Origin of the sequence: Candidatus Phaeomarinobacter ectocarpi (genome assembly GCF_000689395.1) — a bacterium.
Classification (GTDB): Bacteria; Pseudomonadota; Alphaproteobacteria; order CGMCC-115125; family CGMCC-115125; genus Pyruvatibacter; species Pyruvatibacter ectocarpi.
Window position 1 is genome coordinate 2,882,776 of sequence record NZ_HG966617.1, and the last position, 22,160, is coordinate 2,904,935.

A 22,160-nucleotide genomic window follows, 5' to 3' on the forward strand; every position below is an offset into this window, starting at 1 on the left:
CCGGGTTTGTCCCTATGCGCGCTCTATTCAGGCAGCCCCAGCCGTGCAGCAATATTGTTGCGCTGCATGTTGGAAGACCCGCCGACAATCGGCATGCCCAGAATGTCCCGCACATGGCGTTCCATGTCATAGGCATCTGACAAAGCGTAAGCCCCCATCACCCGCTGACACAGAAGAGCGATTTCTACTGCTGTATCACCGATAAAGAGCTTGGCCATGCTTGTTTCAACCGAGCAGGGCCGGTCTTCCTGCGCCAGCCAGACCGCGTGGTAGAGCATGTGCCGACAGGCCTGCAGCTTGGTGCGGGCATCCACTAGGGCGTGGCGGACAGACTGATGACCGGAGATCACCCGCCCGAACTGCTCACGCTCTTGCGCGTACTGCCAGGCTTCTTCCACCGCCGCACGGGCCAGACCAAAGGCCACCGCCGTGATCTCGATCTTCTCGACGTCGAGGGTCTTGCCCGCCAGTTGCCCCCAGCCCTTGTTCCACTTCTCTGGTCCACCCAGAACGCACGAGGCCGGCACACGCACGTCATCGAAATACACATCCGACGACAATGTGTAGCGCAGGTTTGCGTGCTCAATCGGCTGCATGGTGACGCCCGGCGCGTCGGTCGGGATCAGCACCACGGAGAGGTTCTTGTACTTCTTGCCATCGGGGTCGGAATTCACGAGGCAATAGATCACGTCAGCAAAGTCAGCCCCCGTGCACCAGCGTTTGGACCCGTTGATGACAATCTCGTCGCCGTCCATCCGCGCGCGGGTTTTGACACTCGGCAGATCGCCGCCCACGTCCGGCTCTGATAGCCCATAGGCAAAAAACATCTCGCCCGCTGCGAGCTTGGGCAGCATCTGCGCCTTTTGAGCGTCGGAGCCGTTCTCAGCCACATTGGCACCGCCGTAGAACGCTGCATGAATGAAGGGCCCGGCCAGAAATGCGCCCGCCTGCGCCAGTTCCTCAATCGCAGCGACAGCTGCGACCAGATCAACGCCTGCCCCGCCATTCTCCTCAGGGATAGTCAGCCCGCAGATGCCGAGCTTTGCCAACTCTGCAAATACATCGCGGGGAAACTGGTGCGCCTTGTCCCACTCACGGCGTTTTTCGCGCGGTGCTTTTTCTTCCACAAAGCGCTTTAGCGTATCGCGGAGCATTCCCACATGTTCCGGCTCGTCGATGTAGGTCTGCAACCCGCCAGCTCCCCCAACATCTCTTGTCATTTCATTTTTCCCCAAAGGCTTGCTATGTCGTTTGCAACAACAAAGCAGGGAGCGCTGCAAATGGGAAGCATGACAACACGCCGCTGGGTACTGGCCGAACGGCCTGCGGGTATCCCCGACGACAAGACCTTCAAGCTGGAAGAGCAGGACCTGCCTGCGGTCGAAGACGGTCAGGTGCGCGTCCGCGTAACCCACTTCTCCCTTGATCCCGGCATGCGCCCGGCCCTGTCCAGGGACACCTATGTGGGGGCGACCCCCATCGGCAGCCTCATCACCAGTGCCGGCATCGGCATTGTGGAAGAAACAAAAGACGAAAAACTCGCCGTAGGCGACATGGTCACCGGCGGGTTTGGCTGGCAGTCAGGCCTGGTGGTCAAAGGCCGCCATTGCGTGAAGCACAATCCGGCGCTGTTCAAAGGCAAGGTCACGCCAACTGCAGCCATCGGCATTCTGGGGATTCCGGGCATGACATCCTGGTTTGGCCTCAAGAACATCGCCAGGCTCAAAGAGGGCGAAACCGTTCTGATCTCGTCTGCCTCAGGACCCGTGGGGGCCACCGCCGGGCAACTCGCCAAACTCATGGGAGCCGGCCGCGTGATCGGCATTGCAGGCTCTAAAGCAAAGTGCGACTGGCTTACGGCTGAAGCGGGCTTTGATGCCAGCATCAACTACCGCGACGCTGCCAACCTTGAAGACGCCATGCATGACGCAACCAGCGGCGGTGCAGACATCTACTTCGACAATGTGGGCGGCGAAATGCTGGATGCCGCCATCAATGTGCTGAAGCCCGGCGGGCGCATTGCGGTCTCCGGTCAGCTCGCTGAGTACAATCTTGATGAGCCACGCGGCATTCGCAACACGCTACCGTTCATCACCCAGCGCTTGACCATGCAGGGTTTTGTCGTTCTGGACTTCGTGCGCGAATTCGGCCCCGCCGCCATGCAGATGGCCCAGTGGATAAATGAGGACAAGCTACTCTATCGCGAAGAAGTGGTGGACGGCATCGAGAACGCGCCTGCTGCCTATGCGGGCCTCTTCAAAGGTGAGAACTTCGGCCGTCGCCTCATCAAAGTTTCTTAGGCATGACGTCCGACCACGCACTGCGTCAACAGATGAAGCAGAACCTGGCAGCGTTTGAACCAAACCTGCTGGCCGAAACAGACCTGAAGCGGGCGAGCGTTGCAGTCATCACGACACTTGATGACACCGGCGGTGATCCTGCCTTCATCATAACGCGCCGGGCGGCAAAGCTGCGGGGCCATGCAGGCCAGTGGGCCTTTCCTGGTGGTCGACTGGATGCTGGAGAAACATCACTGGAAGGCGCCATCCGTGAAACACGCGAAGAGCTGGGCCTGACGCTGACAGGCGAGCACTATCTGGGTCAGCTCGATGATTACGAGACCCATTCTGGATATGCGATGTCAGCTTTTGTGTTCTGGGTCACCAAAGCTCAGATGAAGGCAAACCCGGATGAAGTGGCCGCGATCCATCACTTTGAAGTTGCGTCATTGGACAGACCCGACTCACCGGAGCTGTTGCCCGGGCCCGACCCTGAAAGGCCCATCATCCGAATGCATGTGGGGCCGGTCGATATCCATGCACCGACCGGCGCCATTTTGCATCAGTTTCATGAGGTGGCGGTCAAGGGCCTTACCACCCGTGTTGCCCATTTCGATCAACCCGATTGGGCACGTTAGATCGTGCTTAGTCGGTGAACTCCCATTCGCCCAGGTCGCACAGATCAGAATCGTATTCGACATACTCAGAGCCATCATCCCAGACGGCACGAATGTCGTAGTTGCAGTTGGATTGACCGTCAGCAATCAGCACCTCAATCTCGTTGCCGGCTGGCAATACATAGCCGCTGGGAATGAGGTTATCGGTCCAGTAGTCGTCGCCTGGATCAGACACCTGGAACTCGATGATGTCCGCGCTGGACGCATTTATCAGAAGAAAATCAAGATCTTCGGCTTGTGCCGGACCAGCGTAAACAAATGCCGCGACTGCTGAAATCGCAGCAAACTTAGCAAATTTAGTCATTGGAAGTCCCCCATTTGTGAGATGCACCCAAGCACCTGAACAAAACGCTACAGTTGAATGACCACCATTACCAGTCGTCAAAATGAGCGTTTGCGCCGCTTTGGAGTCGCCTCCCGGCGCCCGTTCATTTATAAAACCCAATAAATTGACACTCAGGGAGCCAATACATGCCGATTACCTTTTACGACTTCACCCCCGCGCCCAGCCCGCGCCGCGCACGCATCCTGCTGGCGGAAAAGGGAATTGAAGTAGAAAACAAACAGATCGACATGATGCAGGGCGAGCAGCTTTCCGATGAATACAAGAAGATCAATCCAAGCTGCACCATCCCGGCTCTTCAGCTGGAAGACGGCACGATCCTGACAGACAATTCGGGCATCGCCGCCTGGGCCGACGCCTACAAGCCGGAGAACCCGATCCTGGGGTCAACACCGGCTGAAAAGGGCCTCGTGGCCAGCTGGAACGCCCGCATCGAGTTTGAAGGCCTGATGGCCGTTGCTGAAATTCTGCGCAACACGTCAAAGGGCATGCAGGGCCGCGCCATGACCGGCCCGCTCAATCTTGAGCAGATTCCCGCCCTCGCTGAACGCGGCAAAAAACGTCTTCCGCTTTTCTACGACATGCTGAACGAGCGCCTTGAGGGCCGGGACTTCATTGCCATCGACACACTCTCAGTGGCCGATATCACTGCACTGGTCTGCGTTGACTTTGGCGCGTGGGTAAAGATCACACCAACAGACGCCCACACGAACCTCAATCGCTGGCATGCGGCCATGTCCGCCCGCCCCAGTGCAAAAGCATAAAGCACCAAGGCATACATCCATGACACTCAAAACACCTGTCACCCTTGCGGGCGCCCCGCCCTCCCCATACACGCGCAAAATGCTCAGCGTCCTGCGCTATCGGCACATTCCCTACCGCGTGATCTGGAAAAACCCGCGCGAGATTGATGACCTGCCTCAGCCAAAAGTCGGTCTGCTGCCAACGTTCTATCTCGACAACGATGCTGGTGAACTGGAAGCCGTGGTGGATTCAACTCCGCTGATCACCCGCTTTGACGCGGAAGTGACCGAGCGAAAGGTCCGCCCATCGGACCCCGTCATCCGCATGGTCGATGATCTGCTGGAAGACTATGGCGATGAGTGGCTGACCAAGGCCATGTTCCACTACCGCTGGTACTACGACGCTGACATCAAGCAGGCGGGCAATGTTCTGCCCCGCGCGCGCATCCAGTCACCCAGCGAAGAACAGGCCAATGAGCTGGCGAAGATTTTCAGCGAACGGCAGATTTCCCGCCTCTATGTCGTAGGCTCCAACGACGTGACTGCGCCGGTGATTGAAGAAAGCTACCACCGCATTGTGGAAGCTCTGCGGGCTCATCTCGTCGAGCATCCCTTCATCATGGGTGCCCGCCCCGGTGCTGCCGACTTTGCCTTCTTTGGCCAGCTCACACAGCTTGCTCAGTTTGACCCGACGCCGCTGGCCGTCACGCTTGAAACAGCCCCCCGCGTCTATGCTTGGGTGATGTTGATGGAAGATCTATCCGGTGAAGAACCAACCGAAGACGGGTGGTTCAATGCCGAAACTGTCCCCGCGACACTCAAGGCCATACTGGCTGAGGTGGGTCGTGTGTATGCACCGTTCCTTCTGGCCAACGCCAAGGCACTGGAAACAGGCGCGGACGAGGTGGACACAACCATCGCTGGCGCCCGCTGGGTCCAAAAGCCCTTCCCCTATCAAGGCAAATGCCTGATGGAGTTGCGCAAGAACTATGCTGCGCTGGACGCAAATGCCCGTTCGGCATTTGATGCCATCATTGCCGGAACTGGCTGCGAAGCCATATTTGCCTGATCAGAAATAGAAACGTCTCAGGAGACTGTCATGACAACAACCAATACTGAGTGCTTTGAGGTCACGATCGAGAACCGCATAGCGCACATCAAGCTGAACCGGCCTGAAAAGCGCAACGCCATGATCCGGTCGTTCTGGTCCGAGCTACCAAGCATCATCAACAAGATCGACACGGAGGCGGAAGCCCGTGTGATTGTTATCTCGTCAACAGGCCCGCACTTCACAAGCGGACTTGATGTCTCGTCCTTTGGTGGATCTGAAATCTCGCCTGGCGGCACCGGCGATGACGAAACCGCAAAGCGCAAGGCCAAGCTCACCGCAGGTCAGGCTTTCTACAACAACGTTCTGGGCATGCAGGACTCGTTTTCAGCTCTGGAGAATTGCCGCATCCCCGTCCTTGCAGCGATTCAGGGTGGCTGCATTGGTGGCGGTGTTGATCTCACAACCGCCTGCGACATGCGCTATTGCACGGAAGACGCCTTCTTCACGATCTATGAAACAAAGATCGGCATGACAGCGGACGTGGGAACATTCCCCCGTATCGTCAAAATCATTCCCGAAGGCATCGTGCGTGAGCTCGCCTACACAGGTCGCCGCATTCACGCAGCTGAAGCCAAGGAAGTCGGCCTCGTAAACCGGGTCTTTGCTGATCAGTCTGCCATGCTGGACGGCGTGATGGAGATTGCCCGCGAGATTGCAGCCAACGCACCGCTTGCCGTCTCCGGCTGCAAACGCCTCATCAACTATTCCCGCGACCACACCACCGCAGACGCGCTGGATTACATCGCCATCTGGAACGCTTCCATGTTGCAGACCAGCGAGATCATGGAAGCCATGACAGCAAATGCTGAAAAGCGCGAAGGTGACTTCGCGGAGCTTCCACCAAAACGCAGCCTCGGCGCCGCATAGGAGCAATACCCATGAAAGTCGAAAACCATGTGATGCCTGGCAAGGAACAGATCGAAGCCATGGCCAATGATCCGGGCCCGGACGGACCGATCGTGATGGTCAATCTTCTCAAGTTCAGGGACAAGGCCGCCTACAAGGATGGCAGCGACGCTGATCTGTCGGGCCGGGAGGCATATGCGCGCTATGGAGCAGGCGTTGCACCATTGATTGAGAAGCATGGTGGTCGGCTGATTTTCGCGGGCCCCGTGACCTTCCTGACGCTGGGACTTGTAGAAGACATGTGGGACCAGGTGGCCCTTGTAGAGTATCCCAAGCGCGCCAGCCTGTTTGAGATGTCCACATCTGACGCCTATCAGGAGATCTCGCACCATCGAGATGCTGGTCTTGAAGGCCAGCTGAACATCGAAACAACCCCGGATTTCATTCTCCCATCCTGAACCTGCCCCGTCTTAGGTCGTGCCCTGAGCTTCTCCTTGCGTTAGTCTTGCCCAGACAGGGCTAACACTTGGGGGCGGCATGAGATGACATCCATCACGCAGGATGCATCACCACAACAAGAGCGACTGGTTGAAACCGGCAAGGGGATGTTTGACGCAAACTTCCTCCTGAGCCTGGCGCTTGCCCTGATCGTATGGGCCATTTTGCGCACGCCGGAGGGGTGGCAGACCTTTCTGGGCGAAGCTGACCGCGAAGTGCTGCAGATCGCATTTGAACTCAGGGTCAACCAGACGGTCAAAGGCACCGGCCCGATCCTCTTTCTCAATTTGGACGAAAGCGTCTGGCAGTCCGATGAAACCGACGGGCCCGCCCTCGCCTATGCCCCGCGCAAGGTGGTGGCTGACATGCTTGAGGCCGCCTACGGCATTCCCGGCTTCCCCCGCCCGAAAGTCGTCGTGGCCGATATTGATCTCTTCTGGCGCACACCGGAGGAAGAGCAGGAATCCCGCATTGACGACATTCTCACCCGGTGGGGAGCGGACACCGAAGCACCATTGCTGGTCATGCAGCGCGAGGTCGTTGATGGCGATGGCCACCGCGACCAGCTGGCCCGCGCCCGTGGCTCTGCGCGCGAGCGCATTCTCGCCAATGCGCCGGCTCAGAACATCGTATGGTCCGTAGCCCAGATCACCGGCGATGAAGTCGTTGGCGCCCGCTACATGGCCCACTACCTTTGCATCAAGACACAGACCGGCACAGACATTGTCCCCACAACGCCGCTCTACGCCATTGCCGGACGCACGGCATCGTCGGCACAAGAGGCCATTGCGCTGGTGAACCGGGCCGTCGAGCGGCCACGCCAGTTCTGCCGTGGCGAGATCGACGATCCAAGTTTTGATCTCGAGCGCATCGACCGCGAACCCATCGCTTTCGGGGAGCAGGAAAGCTTCATCAATTACTCGGCCCATCCCGGCAATGATCCGGTCACCGAGCCATCCCTTTTGGCTGCGGACATGTTCTATATCCCCGCCGGTTTTGCCAATCCGCCCATGGTTTCAGGCCTGGCCTCCAGCAACGGTATTGTCATCATCGGCTCTGCTGCGACCATGGCGCGGGACCGCCACATGACCCCCTACGGCCTGATGGGTGGCAGTATGGTCATCGCCAATATGATCCGTGGTCTCGAAGAAGGCGGCGAAATACGGCGGCTTTACTGGCTTTTGGACGCTGTTTTGCTGACGATCTTCGTCACGTTGATCGTCGCTTCCTTCTGGTATGCCCGCATCGCGCGAGACTGGATTGGCCCATCCTCACATCTGCCTTTTTTCTCCCGGATGGTGCGTTTACCAATCAAATTGCTGACAAACCCAGTTATTGTTAAGCTGTTGATCGGGGTGGGGATTTTCTGGGTCAGTACATTTGCCAGCTATCTTCTGCTAGACAATGGAATTTGGGTGAGCTTTGCCGCCCCTGCCTACGTGGCCGCTTTGAACGAAGCCCGCGAAGATTTTGAAGAATTGATGGAGAGCTTGCGAAATGCGCGCAGCCAAGCAGCTTAGTTTTGCCGTTTCAGGTGCCATTGCACTTGGAGCCGTCGCCACGGGTTTCGTTGTCCCGACCCTGCCTGCACAAGCAGCCGTCGGGCCCTGCTCAACACCGACCGTAGCCTTCGTCAAAGACGTTCAGGGCAGTGACGACAGCGTGCGCATTGCGCGCGGCGGCTCGGAAGGCCCGTTGGGAGTCTTCTCGCCACTTTGCGAAGGTGACGTGCTGAAACTCGGCTCATCTGCTGATCGGGTTGTGGTCGCTGTGGCCGGTGCCTCGCACCCACGCGAATTCCGCGGGCCATCATCACACACCATCGGTGGCGCCGAGACGGCATCACAGTCCGTATCTGAGATCATCGAAGGCCGCCTGCTGCCATTGGGTGACCGCATGGTCGCTCAGGGGTTGGGACGATCAGCTGAAGAATTCACATTCGGCCTCCTCGACCTTGAAGCTGAATCTGCGCAGATCAAATCCGGCTTCCGCCCCTTGTGGGTTGGCTGGACTGGGGGACAGGCGCCATTTGAGCTTCTGGTCCTTGACCCGGATGACCGCATCTTTGCGTCCACCACCTTGTCTGACAAATCCACCACGATCGCCGCGCGGGAAATTGTTCCCGGCCGCTACTCCATCGTGGTCAAGGACAGCTTCGGGCGCACCAACCAGACCTTCTTTGACGCCGTGGAAACAGCACCCCCCGCGCCAGAAGTAGAAGCACCAAACTGGATGGGCCGGGATACGGCCGCCATGTTCTCAGCTTTCTGCGTGGCGTCAGAAGACCCGTTCACCTGGTCATATGAAGCAGCTCAGATCCTCAATCAGGCGTCAGACAATGGCCTGGACCGGGAAGCTGCGCTGGCCTTGCTGGCGTCGGGCGATACCGCTGCACTCTGCCCACTTTAGGGCTGCGGCAGGCATCAACACCAATATGACAATCTAGCTGCGCGCATCCAGCGCATGGGTTGCATCACCAATCACGACATAGGGCGCCCAGAAATACGGGTGCGCTGTGTCGCTGGTGTTCATCAATGATGTCTGCGCATTTCTCAACGCCTCGTGCATGGGTGCACCGCGTGCCTCGGCAAAGAACTGCCGGGTAATCGCATCCGCCGCTTTGTCATCGGCAACCCAGTGGGTTGCCAGCACGGCGCGCGCGCCTGCGTAGATAAAGCTGCGCACCAGACCATCTAGCTGCGCACCATCGAACAACGCTGCGAGCCCCTGCGCGCCTTCTCCGGTCCGTGCCGTGTCACAAGCCGCGAGGAAAACCAGATCAGCCGAAATCTCCATGTCGAGAATTTCTGTTGCCGACAGCAACGCATCTCCCTCGCTGCCAAGGCTGGTCAGCAGCGCTGGTTCAGTAATGCAGAAGCCGTCTCCGAAGAAGCCATGCGTCACAAAGACCAGAACCTGCTGGTCACCGATGGACGCATCATTGAGGATCGCCTGGTCCGTGAAGGCGGACCCATCGACGGTGCGTCTGCGAAACGAACTCGCAACACCCGGTGCCAAGGGCGTGAGCGGCGCCTGGAGATTGTCTTGCCCGGCAAACACACGCCCACAGCGTTCCGGACGCCCCGCTTCCACCATGCGCTGCGAATACCGGTTGATCCAAGGGTCCGTGGACCGCGGTGGCGTTGGTGGACCAAACACCGTCAAACCGCCTGGCGCCGACTTGCGTTCCGTCCGCCGTGTCGCCACAAAACTGCCGGCACTCGGAGAGGAAATAAACGCATAGTCCCGCGCCAGAAAAGCAATCTCGCTGTAGTCCCGGTTACGCATCCCCCCACCATCCGCAGGCAACTCCGTCACCAGTGCCGCTGGAGGCATGGATCCTAAGGACCCGCGTGGAGAGAAGATCAGCGTTTCAACACCGGCCGATTTCATATCGGCATGGACGGGACCAAACACGCCTTTGAAAAGATCATGGGCCTGCGCAACCGCATAAGGCACCGTACCGCCACGCCTGCTGCGCAGTGTAAGGCGCAGTCGGCGCACGAGCTTGGCAGCCTCGCCACTGGTCAGATCAGTTCTGAAGGGGCGCACCCGGCCATCAAAGACCGCATAGCCAAACCCGCCGGACCGCGTCGCGGCAAAAGCAACAAACGCTTCCCCGGGCAGCACGGCCTCCACAAGATCAGTGGCAGACGCCCCCTTGTTGACCAGCTGCATGTACTGGGGCTGTGCACGACGCGCTGCATCCTCCGCTGCCAGAAGCGTCTGCTCAATGACATCCGTGGCTTCACGCAATTCCGCCAGACGCTGAGGGTCAGCGGTGCCTGCTTCTTCCTGCAGTCGCTTTTGTGCATCCGCCAGCGCGCGTTCCGCGTCCTGCAGTTCACGAATTTCCGTCGCCGCATTGTCCGTTGCCAGACGGGCGGCAGCCTGGGCCATGGCCGCCGCCGCGCGCGGCTCGACCACATCTTCAAACGCGTTGAGGAAATCAAGCGTTGCCTGCGCATTCGCCCCATCCCCGGCGCGCCGAACCAGCAGATCAAGATATTCACCCGCCCGGTCCGGAGACACACCGAACGAGCCTTCGACGCTGGAATAAAGATCGAAGGCCTCCCGGTAGGACGCCAGCGCCTGGTCTTCGCGACCAGATGCAGCCTGAGCGCGGCCGAGGCTCGACAGAAGCTGGGCGGTCAACAACGAGCGCGGCTCCCGGCTGCGCCAGTCTGCCAGAATAGACAGGAGCTGCGCCTCCGCTGCGGATGTGCGCCTATTCTTAAGAGCGGTGAGCGCGCGCTTTTCGCCAATGAGTGCCCGCAACCAAGGCGCGGAACCAGCGGGCGCAGCACTGACGCGCGCGTCCGCTTCATTCAGAGCGTCAATCGCGCCTTCGCGGCCACGCAAATCAAGAATGGACGCAAGAATGTAAGCGCGGTGAGCCTTGAGGATGGTTGCCCGAATCCCGGGCTCAAGCGCGCTGTCTGAATACAATGGCGGCACTTCTTCACCACGGCGCTGATTTACAAACTCAGCTGCACGCGGGCTGATGTTCGTAAGCTTGCCGCCACTCTGCGCACTGTCGAAGGCAGCAATGGCCCCTGTGGTCTGCGAGGAGAACGGCGATTGCGCCATCGCCAGCGCTTCACGCAACGACCCTTTGTTAAGCAAGTGTACTGCCCGGTAATTCGTAAGTTTGTCGCTCAGCCAGGGTGTGCCCAGCGTCGCTGATGCGTCACGCGCATCGTCCAGCAGGGTTTCAGCTTCCGCAAAACGCCCCTGACTTGAAAGATTGAGAGCAAGATCAAGCGCGATGTCCGCACGCCGCACCGGGTCTCCACCAAACAGCCCGTCCTGAATGGATACGGCCCGGGCAAAGTCCTCAGCGGCCAGGGCAAATCGGAACGATGCGTTGCGCTTATGCCCGCGCCGCCGCAGAACTTCCTGATCCTGCAAGGCAACAACCCCCGGCAGGCCCTCAACATCGCTGGCCGACAATTCAACGGGCGCTTCATTGCCAACGATGGCCGCTGCACCACGTCGCATCACCGGCAGGAGGGCAGGCAGGCCACGCCCGGCGCTTACCAACCCATTGCCCTGGTCGCGCACGGCAATGTCGCGAAATAAATCCGCAGATGACGTACCCGGACATGTCAGGCCGGAGGACGCCAGCTGCAGCTCCTCCTGGCTGAGCGCTTGGCCTGTCACGCCCTGCCCGCGCACACAGCCAGACAGAAATGTTTCAAGCTCCGGCAGGCTTTGTTCAGGATAAACCTGAATGACACCGGCAGGCCGACGCCAGGAGCCGCAGAACACATCATACTGTGCCCCAAGCCCCGCAAGCTGTATGTCGATGCGCCGGGTCGCACGGCACTGTTCTGTGTCCGCGCTCATGCCAAGATCAAGGGCCTCCGGCAGCCCTCCAGACGTAGAGGCAACGCCGCCAAAGCCGACACCCTCACTGATGGATTCACAACCAGCCAGCGCAAGACCCGCCGCCAGCAGCACGGTCAAGGATTTCTGTTTTGCGATCATGGCAAGCCGACCCCCCAAAGACCTTCATTGCCGGAGCCTGCGACACCACCAAGGTCCTCTTCCTCATCGTCATCATCATCGTCGTCTTCAAAACCAAACAGTGTTGAATTTGTCAGACTGCTGAGCGCGCTATTGCGCGACCGCGCACTTTCCTGTGCCTCGCGAAGGATAGCGATGGAACAGCTGGATGAATCTCCGATGACGCAAAGGTTGAGACGTAGCTCACCATTTTGCGACAGCCCCGGGCCAAGAAGGTTTGGCTCCAGGCCGGCTTCAAAGCTGGTGACCCGCTCCCCAGTTGAACGAATGACCGTCCCGAACAGATTGACGCGCTCCGGGCCACCGCCGGTGCTTACGATTGTGCCCTCACCGGCCGGTGCCTCACCAAAGACCACCCCGGCGCCGACAAAACTTGTTCCGGTATTCAGTTGTACGATTTCGCCTGGCGCGAACAGACGCAGTTGATCAGCGGCGATGAACACATGGTCCTGAGTACCATTGAACCGCGCGAGATCTGGCTCACCAAGGATGGACAGATCAAGGTTTCCGTCTGCACGTTCAAACTCATCAAGAAACGCCTGCGTGCCAATCACAATGTCTTCTGAGCTTTCCAGTCTCAGGGAGGCAAGACGGTCGGCTGCAGTGTCCTCGCCAAGTGCGCCCGACACCAGGATCAGGCCCGGCCTTGCATTGGCCGCACCATCGACAAAACCCAGCTGAAGATGGGGAAGGCCCGTGACGTTGCCCGCTGCAATGATGCGCGCATTGGCATCAGCGCCGAGGAAAAGCGACTGAAGTGCCGCAGGATCAAACGTCGCATCAAGCAATGCCAGGTCGTTAGCGCCCGCATCGATCTGGAGCTTCGAGGCAATAATCCGGGTCACTTCGGACGCATCAAGCGTGAAGCCCTGTGGACGGCGCAGCGTAACCCCGTCCGTACCCCCCGAACCACCAATGATGATGGTGCGCCCACTGCCTGCCGGTGTCAGGTTGAATTGGTCGCCGGCGCTGATTGTGCCCGTGAGATCAAGGTCGAGCACCACAAGTGACACATCTGAGTTTGATGCAATGCTGTTGATGACCGCCGACCCCGATGGCGCTTCGATAAGCAATATGCCACCTGTGGCCGCCACTGATCCCGCCACATGCACATTACCCGTAAGGGCTTGCAGCGTTGCCGTGCCGCCAACAGTCGACACGCCGGTCATGGTGCTTGACCCGCCAACAAGGGACAGGTCACCGCCGATGACCACATTGTTGAGAGTCGCAGCGCCTCCGAGTGCCCGCGCAGTAAGACCGCCATTGGGCGCGGCAACAGAGCTCGTACCGCTGCCCGTAAGCGCGCCAGTCAGAGCTTCAAGAAATACCTGCCCCTGTGTCATCAACATGCCGGCAAAGTTCACGGCCGCGCCGACCATCGAAATGCCGTCAGGCGCTTTCACGCCCTGAACCGAGATCGCACCATTGACCGCACGCAGAACCGCTGAACCGGCTGTCGATGTCATGTCGGCTGTCGCGGTGATGCCACCGGTCGATGCATCAAGGTCGATGCCTGTTCCCGCCTGCACGGGCCCCGCCAGTGATATGGATCCACCGTCAATGTCCAATGTACCCGGCGTCGAGATATCGCCTGCCGTTGCCGTCAGCGCCGCCCGGCCGGCGCCACCATTGACGCTGCCCGTTACGTCCACATCCTGGGCAACGAATGTCGCGCCAGTTGCACCGGACACGGACGTCACGTCGATATCGCCGTTGACGGCACTCAGGGCAACGGTTCCACCAGCGGATGCGATGGCGCTGTCGACGCTGACATCGCCTGTGGTGGCCGACAGGGCCACGCCGCCGGTACCGTTGACCGGACCGCTGACAGTGACACTGGTGCCGGTCACATCCACGATACCGGCGGACGAGATATCGGTCGTGTCTGCCGTGAGCGACACTGCCCCACCACCAACCACAGGCCCGCTCAGCACGATGCTATTGCCGTCAATGTCCATGGCCCCGGCAGACGAGACATTGTTCGCGCCCCCGCCGGTCGCTGCCAGTGACGTAACGCCGTTGGCGGATTGTACCGAGCCGCCGGCGCCGGTCAGGTCAACATCCGTGCCCGAAATTGTGACGCCCGCCGGACCCATCACATTGCCCACATCCACAGCGCCGAACGGGGAGACCACGCGCACGGTCGTTGTTGCGGTCACGTCATCGACATCGATGCCGTTGGAGGCATCAACCGACACGCTGCCGCCTGTCGCCGTCAGGTCATTGCCCGTCACAGGGCCGTTGGTCGCGTCAATGTCGATGCTGGTGCCGGTCGTCGTGCCCAAGAGATTGACCTGGTGCCCATCAATGTCGATCGCACCGGCCGCCGAAATATTGTTGGCGCCGCCGCCCGTCGCCGTCAGGTTGGCCGTGCCGGTTGTCACCTGCACGGACCCGTTGGCCCCGGTCAGATCAACATCCGTGCCGGAAATGTCCGCCTGCGTCACTGCCGAAACGTCCCCCACGTCGACTGCGCCAGTCGTAGAGACAACCCGCGCCGACGTTGTGGCGGACACGTTGTCCACATCAATGTTACCCGTTGAATCGATCGCCACCGACCCGCCGGTCGCTGTCACGCCCATCGCAATGACTGTGCCCGCATCGGTGTCGACATCCACCGACGCCCCCTGGATGTTGGTAGCACTCACCTGGTTGGCCGTCAGCGTCACGCCCGTTGCCGCCTGAATGGCCTGCAGGACCGCATTGCCCGCATTGGCAACGATCGACACCAGCCCACCGGTGGAAGTGATCGACCCGTTGGTCGACACATTGCCTGTCGCCGCATCAATGGTGATGTCGCCGGTCGCCGAGGTATTGCCACTCAGGGTCACAACATTGCCGTCGATATCCAGCGCGCCATTGGAAGATATATTGTTGGCACCGCCGCCGGTCGCGGTTAGCGCCACCGTGCCCGCCGACGCCACGACGTCGCGGTTGGTGCCGGTGAAATCAATGTCCGTGCCGGTAACGGTCACGCCATTCGGCCCGGCCACATCGCCCACATCGACAGACCCGCCGGTAGAGATCACGCTCGCCGTCGTTGTGGCAGTGACGCCATCGATGTCGATATTGCCGACTGCATTGACAGCCACCGAGCCGGCGGATGTGCCAATCGAACTGTTGCCGCCCGAAATGAACGTGCCCGCATCAATGGTGACATTCCCGCCTACGCTGATGTCATTGAACAGCAGGACCTGGGTCTGGGCATCAATGTCGATGGCACCGGCTGCCGAAATGTTGTTGCCCGAATTGGTGACCGTGAGTTGAACAAACCCGTTGGCCGACCGAACGGACCCGCTGGCACCGGTCAGGTCGACATCCGTGCCAAACACGCCAACGCTCGTGTCGCCCGAGATATCACCGACATCGATTTCCTGAGTCGTGATGCCAGCACTGCCAATCTGCAGCGCACCTGTCGCGGTGACGTCATCGATATCGATGGTCGTGTTGGCCTCGGCAGTCAGATCCCCAGCGGTAGCTGTAATATCGTTGGCAGAAAGCGCGCCCGTGTCTGCCCGCAGATGAACAGATGTGCCTGTCAGCGGTCCGGTGAGAGCGATGCTGTCGCCATCGATATCAATGGCCCCTGCGCTTGAAATGTTGTTGGCGCCACCGCCATTTGCAGTGATCGAGACGGCCCCACCTGATGACTGCACCGAGCCGCCGGTGCCGGTCAGATCAACGTCCGTGCCAGAAATCGTGATGCCGGTCGGACCGGTGACATTGCCCACATCCACCGCACCGCTGCTGGAGACGACCCTTGCCGTCGTGGTGGCCATCACATTATCCACGTCAACGTCGCCAGTGGCATCAATAGCCACTGAACCACCTGTTGCCGTTACACCAGTTGCTGTGACCGTTCCTGCATCTGCATCAATGTCGACAGACGCGCCCTGAATGGTCGTCGCTGATATCTGATTGGCAGTCAGTGTTACACCCGTGAGCGCCTGAACCGCCTGCAGAATGGCACTCCCGGCATTGGCAACCACAGAAACAAGACCGCCGGTGGAGGTGATTGACCCATTGGTAGAAACATTGCCAGTTGCAGCATCAATGGTGATATCACCGACGGCGGATGTATTGCCGCTCAGCGTCACGACATTGCCGTCGACATCCAGCGCACCCGCCGATGATATGTTGTTCGCACCACCGCCAGTTGCAGTCAGAGACACGGTGCCACCGGCAGCCGCAACATCACCATTGGCACCTGTGAAATCGATATCAGTGCCAGAAACGGTAACCCCGGTCGTGCCAGTGACATCGCCCACGTCGACTGCACCCGTACCAGACACAACCCGCGCCGTCGTTGTCGCTGACACGTTATCCACGTCGACATTTCCCGTCGCATCAATAGACGCAGATCCGGCGGAGGCTGTGATCGCGCTGGCCGTCACCGTCCCATTGTCGGCATCAATGTCGACCGAGGTTCCCGATAACGGTCCTGACAGAGCAACAGTGTCACCGTCGATGTCGATGGCACCCGCAGAGGAAATGTTGTTCGCACCACCACCTGATGCCGTCACGGAGACAGTACCGCCAGTCGACTGAATCGAGCCCCCGGTGCCCGTCAGATCCACATCCAAGCCAGAAACCGTGATTCCTGTTGTGCCGGTCACGTTACCAACATCGACTGCGCCGGTAGATGAAACCACGCGTGCGGTTGTCGTGGCCGATACGTCATCAACGTCAATGTTGCCGGTAGCATCAATTGACGCAGACCCAGATGACGCAGAAACGGCATTTGTCGTCACCGTGCCATTGTCGGCATCGATATCAATCGAGGTGCCGGTTACGGGTCCTGAAAGGGAAACGACATCACCATCGATGTCGATGGCTCCGGCCGCCGAGATATTGTTCACTCCGCCGCCCGACGCCGTCACCGAGACAGTGCCGCCGGTCGACTGCAGCGAGCCGCCGGTTCCTGTCAGATCAATGTCCGTTCCGGAAATCGTGATGCCGCCGGGCCCGGTCACATTGCCAACATCGACAGCATTTGCATCCGCTACGACCTGAACGGTCCCCGTGCCTGTCACATTGTCGACGTCAACCACGCCGACCACGGACCGTACCACCACCGTCGCACCGCCGGATACATCCCCCGCCGTCGTGCCGCCAGCACTGGTGATATCCAGATTGCCTACCGCGCTGGTCGAACCGGAGAGAATTACGACCCCGCCATCAATATCCATGGCGCCGGCAGACGATATGTTGTTGGCTCCACCCCCGCTCGCCCCAATCGTTGTCACACCGCCTGCGGCGATGACCTTGCCATTGGTCCCTGTGAGGTCGACATCAGTCCCGGAGATCGTGACGCTGAGATTCCCGCTCACGTCACCGACATCAACTTCGCCAGCGCTCGACACTACCCGCGCCACACCGGTCGCCGTGGCCGTCACATCGTCCACGTCAATGTTGCCGGTTGCGTCGACCAAGACGCTGGTGCCGGTCGCTGTGAGGGCGTTGGCGGTAACCGCACCGTTGTCCGCGTCAATATCGATCGAGTCACCGGTCAATAGTCCCGAGACAGTCACGTTGTCGCCATCAATATCGATAGCACCCGCCGCTGAAATGTTGTTGGCGCCTCCGCCCGACGCCGTTACCGAGACCGTACCGCCGGTGGACTGAAGCGAGCCACCGGTGCCGGTCAGGTCGACATCGGTGCCCGAGACCGTGATGCCACCGGGCCCGGTTACATTGCCCACATCCACCGCACCAGCACTGGACACAACCCGTGCCGTCGTAGTGGCGGAGACACCATCCACGTCCACATTGCCCGTCGCATCGATGGATGCGGACCCTGCTGACGCAGTAACAGCGTTCGCCGTAACAGCACCATTGTCGGCGTCAATATCCACAACAGTACCCGTGGTCGGGCCCGACAGCGTCACAACATCACCATCAATGTCGATGGCACCAGTCGCAGAAATGTTGTTGGCACCGCCACCGGTTGCAGTGACCGACACGGTGCCACCCGTCGACTGAAGAGACCCGCCCGTGCCGGTCAGATCGATGTCGGTGCCCGACAGGGTGATGTTGTTATCGCTCGAGACATTGCCAACCTTGACCGTGCTGCCGGTGGAAATCACTTCCGCCGATTGGCTGGCTGTGACGTCGCCAACGCCGACGCTGCCGGTCGCGCCAACACGCAGGAACTGGACGTTGAAGTCATCAGCGGTGACCGTTCCCGGTACCGCGTCTATGGCCCATGCGGATGTCGCCCCTGTCGCGTTGCCACTCAGGGTGACATTGGTGCCGACATCAATATCGACGATGCCCGCACCCTTTGAAATGTCGCCGTTGGTGGCTGTCAGCGACAGCGCGCCGTTGGTGGTTCGCAGAACAGTTGTCGTGCCGGTCTGGTTGCCGTTGGCAAGGTCGATGTCGCGGCCCGAAACGGTGATGCTTCCAAGCGCGATGAGTTCGGCCACGTCGATATTGCCGTTCGTGGCCTGAATGTTCACGTCTCCGGCTGTGGCCTGAAGGTCAGCCGCAATCGTCACGTCACCCGTGGTACCCGTGAACGCGACGGCACCTGTGCTGCTGTTGGTATTGCCGCCGGTGTTGAGCGGCCCCACGGCGTTGCCGATTGTCACGGCCGTGCCCTGCACGGATGCAGTGCCCGGCGCAACAATGGTCATGTTGTCCGTCTTAACCGCATCGGTCGCTGTCGCGCCCAACGCGCCGGCGGTGATGTCCACCCCGCCAAGCAACATGACGTCGCCGGACAAGGTGCCGACATTCTGCGCTTCCACGAGACCTTCCATATTGAGGAAGGCCCCACCGCCGACCCGTGACGCATCGGCAATCACCCGACCGCCGATGGCGCGGCCCGTGGAGGTCTGATGCACCACGTCACCGCCGGCAGCAGCCGTGCTCGACCCGCCGTCGATGATGAAGTCTGTCACCAGCAACTCGTTGAACGCCGCGCCATTGTTGCGGGCCGTGCTGGCGAATTTGATGCGGAAGGCTTCCGCCCCCCCCAGCAGCACGTCGCCGTGGGACGATGTCAGGTCACCGGAATTGGTGACCATCGGTGCCACAAGCGCAAGGAGTCCTGTGGTGTCGAGGTCCGCGCCATTGGCAACGATGATGGCCCCGGTGCCGCCGGCATCGGTGAAGGTGAACGTGCCCGTGGTCGGGTCGGTGGCCATGAAGGTGGCGTTGTCGATATCCGCCGTGGTGGCCAGCAGCGCCCCCACATCGATATTGGCGTTTGCGCCGAACGCCACCCCCGCCGGATTGAGGATCCACACATGGCCGTTGGACTGGAGGATCCCGTCAATCGTGCTCTGCGCCAGGGGCCCGGTGACCTTGTTGAGCGCAATCGACTGGTTGTTCAGCTGGTTGAAGATGACCGTGTCGCCATTGTCGATATTGAAGCTGTCCCAGGTGATAACGCTTCTGGGGTCCGTCCCGGTGTTGATGGTGACGTCACCCCCTGACGGCGTGATGCTGCCGCCGGCACCCCCGGCCACAAAGGTGCCGTTGGCGGGCGTCGCTGACGCGGCGGACGCAAAAAGAGCCACCGCCGACACGCCGCACATCAGCCGCGCGAGAGATTTCCGGATAAGGGATTTTCGGATCACGGGAGCATGCAGAAACATCATCCGCCATTCCCCCCGAACAGGCCCGAGACGGCGCCGTAGGCATCCTTTGCAACGCGGCCGACATTCGTCGTCAAAGAGAACAGGACCCGTGGGCTCTGAACGCCCTCGCCTTGTCCGCGCGGCTCGCGCATGGGTTCCGCATAGACAATCTCAGCGCGTGCATATTCATCAACCGTCACCCGCATCCCGACACCGGATGACGCAAGCGTATGCTGCGCAACCGCAGACTGATCCCGGTTCCAGTATTCGCCTACGTCCAGAAATCCGAAGAACTCAACATGAGTGCGGTCGTTGAAGGGGCGATGGCCAAGGCCCGTCAGTTCGATTGACCCGGCAATTGCCGCATCCCCGGTTGCTGCCCCAGGGTCATATCCGCGGATAATCGTGTAATTGCCAAAGGAGAATTCTTCCACAGCCATGAGCGGATCGCGCGCGTGCTGCCCCATGCCGCGCAGGTCCAGCCGGAAGGTCTGGAAAGTCGGCGTCGTGATGTTGGTTTCAGCAAGCAGGGACCACGCATTGGGTCGCGCTTCAGGCCGGGCGAGATTTGGCTCGCCGCGTTTGCTGGCCCCCATGATGCCCACACCCTTACGGGCTTCGACCCAGGTATCGATGGACCACCCGTCCCAGCTGAATTCACTTTCAGCGCCCAGATAGGCGGTGCGGGTTTTGTCGTTGCTCAATAGAACAGTCTGGTTAAACAGTTCGCCCTTCAGGTCCGCGTAATCCAGTCCGCCATAAAGATCGACCAGATTGGTCCGGTCCCGATAGATCGGGTGGCTGACTTCAAGCTTGCCGGTATAGCTGCGCGAGGTCGCGCCAAGCGTCGCCACGACGCCTGTTGGCTCGGCTTCCCCATAGGTCCCTTCTAGACGGACCTTGAGACCGCTGGCCGTCAGACCTCGCTCATAGGCCAGTTGGCCGACAAACTGCTCGCCCCAGTCCCGGGTCGTAAAGAACGAGGCCTGGATTTCATCGCCATAAAGCGCCAGCCCCGGGACACGGACAAATCCCGTAATGCCCTCGCGCCCCAGCGCCTCAGGCCCCCAATTGTGCATGTTGATGAGAAAGCGCGGCTCTTCACGCTTGGCCTCGGCAATGATCCGCATGGTGCCCGGCCCCTGCGTGCCACGGGCAAGGGACACATTGGCATTCAGTCCCGGGATGTCTGACAGCGCGGCAATGGCTTCTTCAACTGAAGCCACGGGAACGGGTCCCAGATTGTTCAGCTTGGACAACTGAGCTTCCGCCTGCCGCTTGGCAGTCGGCGACTCGCCCAGAACAACCACGCCCTCAATCTGGCCCTCGATGACCTGCAATTTGACCTGGCCGTCGGCGACACGCTGCGGCGGCAACACAACCCGCACATAGGGATACCCCTCGTCACGGAAGACGGCTTCCATGCCGGTGGCAATCCCGCGCAGCTCATCGAGCGTGACGTCCTGACCGATCAGGCCATCCGCCGCCGCAAGAAGCATGTCATCGCTTACAGCAGTTTCCTGCGGCAGCTCACTGACGCGCTCTAGTTCAATCGATTTGAGGGTGAGACGGGGTGCTTCGGTGGCCGGTGTCGGTGCGGTCTCCTGAGCAGCAGCTTCAACACGCGCCTGCTCGGCCGGCGGCACGGTTGCACCGGCAGGGACCGCAGGCGTCGGCAATACCGAACACCCGGCAGCCAGCCCGGCCCACAAGACCGTTAGCGCCAAAGAGGCTAAAGCCCGCACGAAAAATGCCCCCCCAAGGACAAAGGCAACGCAACAAACTGCACTAAGTGCAAAAGCCAGACCGCCCACCCCAAATGTGGCGCTCTTGCTTGCGTGCCTTTCAAGCCCAGAAATCTAAAGGTTTTCAGCGCGAATCTCACTGAAAAAGTTACCAAATTCTTAATACTGTGCCGAAACAGAACACAGGCGTCTGGGCCACGCGGATCACATGTGATCCAAAACGGCTCATTCCGCTTCCCCCGCCATGGCAGATTGTTTCAAACAGTGCAGCGCAAGAGCTCGCATGGGTGAGCGCGAAGTCGCTATAGTCCCATTCAAATCAACACCAGACATCGCGGAGACGACCCAATGATCGACGCCCTCAAACAGCTGCTTGGAGGTGGATCAGACCTGCCCGACGAGACAACCGTCGCGGTTGGCTTGTTGTTGGAGGTCATCCGGATGGATGATGACTATGATGCAGCCGAACGCACGGCGGTTGCGCGCACATTGTCGCGCCGGTTTGGAATGTCCGAAAGCGACGCAAGCCGCATGGTGGTGGAAGCGACGGCGAAACCCCGGACAACCTATGATGACAACCAACTTCTCAAATCGGTAAACCAGCATTTTTCACCCGAGCAGAAGACCGCATTGCTAGAGATGCTATGGGAAATTGCCCTGGCTGACGGGGAACTGCACCGGTTCGAAAATCACGCGATTCTCGCAATTGCCAACAAACTTGGCATGGGCCAGGCAGAACTCAATGCCACGCAGGCGACGGCCAAGGCTCGACTGGCTGCTTAGACTGTAAAGCGTTAACGACA

14 protein-coding genes are annotated in these 22,160 nt (G+C 60.0%); 9 read left to right on the forward strand and 5 right to left on the reverse strand.

What is annotated here, in order from left to right; translation table 11 throughout:
- Nucleotides 1–23: 23 nt before the first annotated feature.
- Nucleotides 24–1,220: an acyl-CoA dehydrogenase family protein gene (locus BN1012_RS13780; RefSeq protein ID WP_043950043.1), complete on the reverse strand. Its 1,197-nt coding sequence runs from the start codon at nt 1,218–1,220 to the stop codon at nt 24–26.
- A gap of 60 nt (nt 1,221–1,280) precedes the next feature.
- Between BN1012_RS13780 and BN1012_RS13785 the strand changes: the two genes are divergently transcribed.
- Both BN1012_RS13785 and BN1012_RS13790 read left to right on the forward strand, forming a co-directional pair.
- On the forward strand, nt 1,281–2,300 hold the full coding sequence (locus BN1012_RS13785; RefSeq protein ID WP_043951120.1) for an NADP-dependent oxidoreductase: 1,020 nt from the start codon (nt 1,281–1,283) through the stop codon (nt 2,298–2,300).
- A 2-nt stretch (nt 2,301–2,302) separates the two neighbouring features.
- Entirely contained in the window at nt 2,303–2,917 is a 615-nt protein-coding gene (locus tag BN1012_RS13790) for an NUDIX hydrolase (protein ID WP_052535363.1), read from the forward strand.
- Between the two features lie 7 nt (nt 2,918–2,924).
- Here the strand turns inward: BN1012_RS13790 and BN1012_RS13795 are convergent, their stop codons facing one another.
- Complete coding sequence (locus BN1012_RS13795) at nt 2,925–3,260, reverse strand: hypothetical protein (RefSeq protein ID WP_043950044.1); 336 nt, start codon at nt 3,258–3,260, stop codon at nt 2,925–2,927.
- Nucleotides 3,261–3,427: 167 nt separating this feature from the next.
- On the opposite strand from BN1012_RS13795, the gene BN1012_RS13800 reads away from it, so the two are divergent.
- The 6 genes from BN1012_RS13800 to BN1012_RS13825 all read left to right on the forward strand — a co-directional run bounded on the left by BN1012_RS13800 (nt 3,428) and on the right by BN1012_RS13825 (nt 8,906).
- Nucleotides 3,428–4,063 (forward strand): glutathione S-transferase family protein, encoded by a 636-nt coding sequence (locus BN1012_RS13800; RefSeq protein WP_043950045.1) that lies wholly within the window; start codon nt 3,428–3,430, stop codon nt 4,061–4,063.
- Nucleotides 4,064–4,082: 19 nt separating this feature from the next.
- A complete protein-coding gene (locus BN1012_RS13805) occupies nt 4,083–5,111 on the forward strand; it encodes a glutathione S-transferase N-terminal domain-containing protein (protein WP_043950046.1) in 1,029 nt (342 codons plus the stop codon).
- Between the two features lie 30 nt (nt 5,112–5,141).
- Entirely contained in the window at nt 5,142–6,020 is an 879-nt protein-coding gene (locus BN1012_RS13810) for a crotonase/enoyl-CoA hydratase family protein (RefSeq protein WP_043950047.1), read from the forward strand.
- Between the two features lie 11 nt (nt 6,021–6,031).
- Nucleotides 6,032–6,457 carry a DUF1330 domain-containing protein gene (locus BN1012_RS13815; protein ID WP_043950048.1) on the forward strand — a complete coding sequence of 142 codons (426 nt, stop codon included), beginning with the start codon at nt 6,032–6,034 and terminating at the stop codon, nt 6,455–6,457.
- Between the two features lie 84 nt (nt 6,458–6,541).
- Complete coding sequence (locus tag BN1012_RS13820; RefSeq protein ID WP_043950049.1) at nt 6,542–8,017, forward strand: CHASE2 domain-containing protein; 1,476 nt, start codon at nt 6,542–6,544, stop codon at nt 8,015–8,017.
- Entirely contained in the window at nt 7,995–8,906 is a 912-nt protein-coding gene (locus BN1012_RS13825) for a hypothetical protein (RefSeq protein WP_043950050.1), read from the forward strand. Before BN1012_RS13820 ends, BN1012_RS13825 begins: the two co-directional genes overlap by 23 nt.
- Before the next feature lie 33 nt (nt 8,907–8,939).
- Here BN1012_RS13825 and BN1012_RS13830 read toward each other — a convergent pair whose 3' ends face one another.
- From BN1012_RS13830 to BN1012_RS13840, 3 genes are read right to left on the reverse strand one after another with little or no spacing between them, the layout of a single operon-like run.
- Nucleotides 8,940–11,987, reverse strand: a complete 3,048-nt coding sequence (locus BN1012_RS13830; RefSeq protein ID WP_043950051.1) for a CHAT domain-containing protein — start codon at nt 11,985–11,987, stop codon at nt 8,940–8,942.
- Nucleotides 11,984–19,633, reverse strand: coding sequence for a beta strand repeat-containing protein (locus BN1012_RS13835; RefSeq protein WP_043950052.1), 7,650 nt, complete (start codon nt 19,631–19,633; stop codon nt 11,984–11,986). Before BN1012_RS13835 ends, BN1012_RS13830 begins: the two co-directional genes overlap by 4 nt.
- Nucleotides 19,630–21,357, reverse strand: a complete 1,728-nt coding sequence (locus BN1012_RS13840) for a ShlB/FhaC/HecB family hemolysin secretion/activation protein (RefSeq protein WP_171815980.1) — start codon at nt 21,355–21,357, stop codon at nt 19,630–19,632. Before BN1012_RS13840 ends, BN1012_RS13835 begins: the two co-directional genes overlap by 4 nt.
- Before the next feature lie 348 nt (nt 21,358–21,705).
- On the opposite strand from BN1012_RS13840, the gene BN1012_RS13845 reads away from it, so the two are divergent.
- Complete coding sequence (locus BN1012_RS13845) at nt 21,706–22,140, forward strand: tellurite resistance TerB family protein (RefSeq protein WP_043950054.1); 435 nt, start codon at nt 21,706–21,708, stop codon at nt 22,138–22,140.
- The last annotated feature ends 20 nt before the right edge of the window (nt 22,141–22,160 follow it).

Coding starts and splice junctions, on each gene's coding strand:
- BN1012_RS13845 (WP_043950054.1), top strand. CDS start 21,706: ATGATCGACGCCCTCAAACAGCTGCTTGGAGGTGGATCAGACCTGCCC.
- BN1012_RS13790 (WP_052535363.1), top strand. CDS start 2,303: ATGACGTCCGACCACGCACTGCGTCAACAGATGAAGCAGAACCTGGCA.
- BN1012_RS13800 (WP_043950045.1), top strand. CDS start 3,428: ATGCCGATTACCTTTTACGACTTCACCCCCGCGCCCAGCCCGCGCCGC.
- BN1012_RS13795 (WP_043950044.1), bottom strand. CDS start 3,260: ATGACTAAATTTGCTAAGTTTGCTGCGATTTCAGCAGTCGCGGCATTT.
- BN1012_RS13835 (WP_043950052.1), bottom strand. CDS start 19,633: ATGATGTTTCTGCATGCTCCCGTGATCCGAAAATCCCTTATCCGGAAA.
- BN1012_RS13810 (WP_043950047.1), top strand. CDS start 5,142: ATGACAACAACCAATACTGAGTGCTTTGAGGTCACGATCGAGAACCGC.
- BN1012_RS13815 (WP_043950048.1), top strand. CDS start 6,032: ATGAAAGTCGAAAACCATGTGATGCCTGGCAAGGAACAGATCGAAGCC.
- BN1012_RS13830 (WP_043950051.1), bottom strand. CDS start 11,987: ATGATCGCAAAACAGAAATCCTTGACCGTGCTGCTGGCGGCGGGTCTT.
- BN1012_RS13805 (WP_043950046.1), top strand. CDS start 4,083: ATGACACTCAAAACACCTGTCACCCTTGCGGGCGCCCCGCCCTCCCCA.
- BN1012_RS13820 (WP_043950049.1), top strand. CDS start 6,542: ATGACATCCATCACGCAGGATGCATCACCACAACAAGAGCGACTGGTT.
- BN1012_RS13780 (WP_043950043.1), bottom strand. CDS start 1,220: ATGACAAGAGATGTTGGGGGAGCTGGCGGGTTGCAGACCTACATCGAC.
- BN1012_RS13825 (WP_043950050.1), top strand. CDS start 7,995: ATGCGCGCAGCCAAGCAGCTTAGTTTTGCCGTTTCAGGTGCCATTGCA.
- BN1012_RS13785 (WP_043951120.1), top strand. CDS start 1,281: ATGGGAAGCATGACAACACGCCGCTGGGTACTGGCCGAACGGCCTGCG.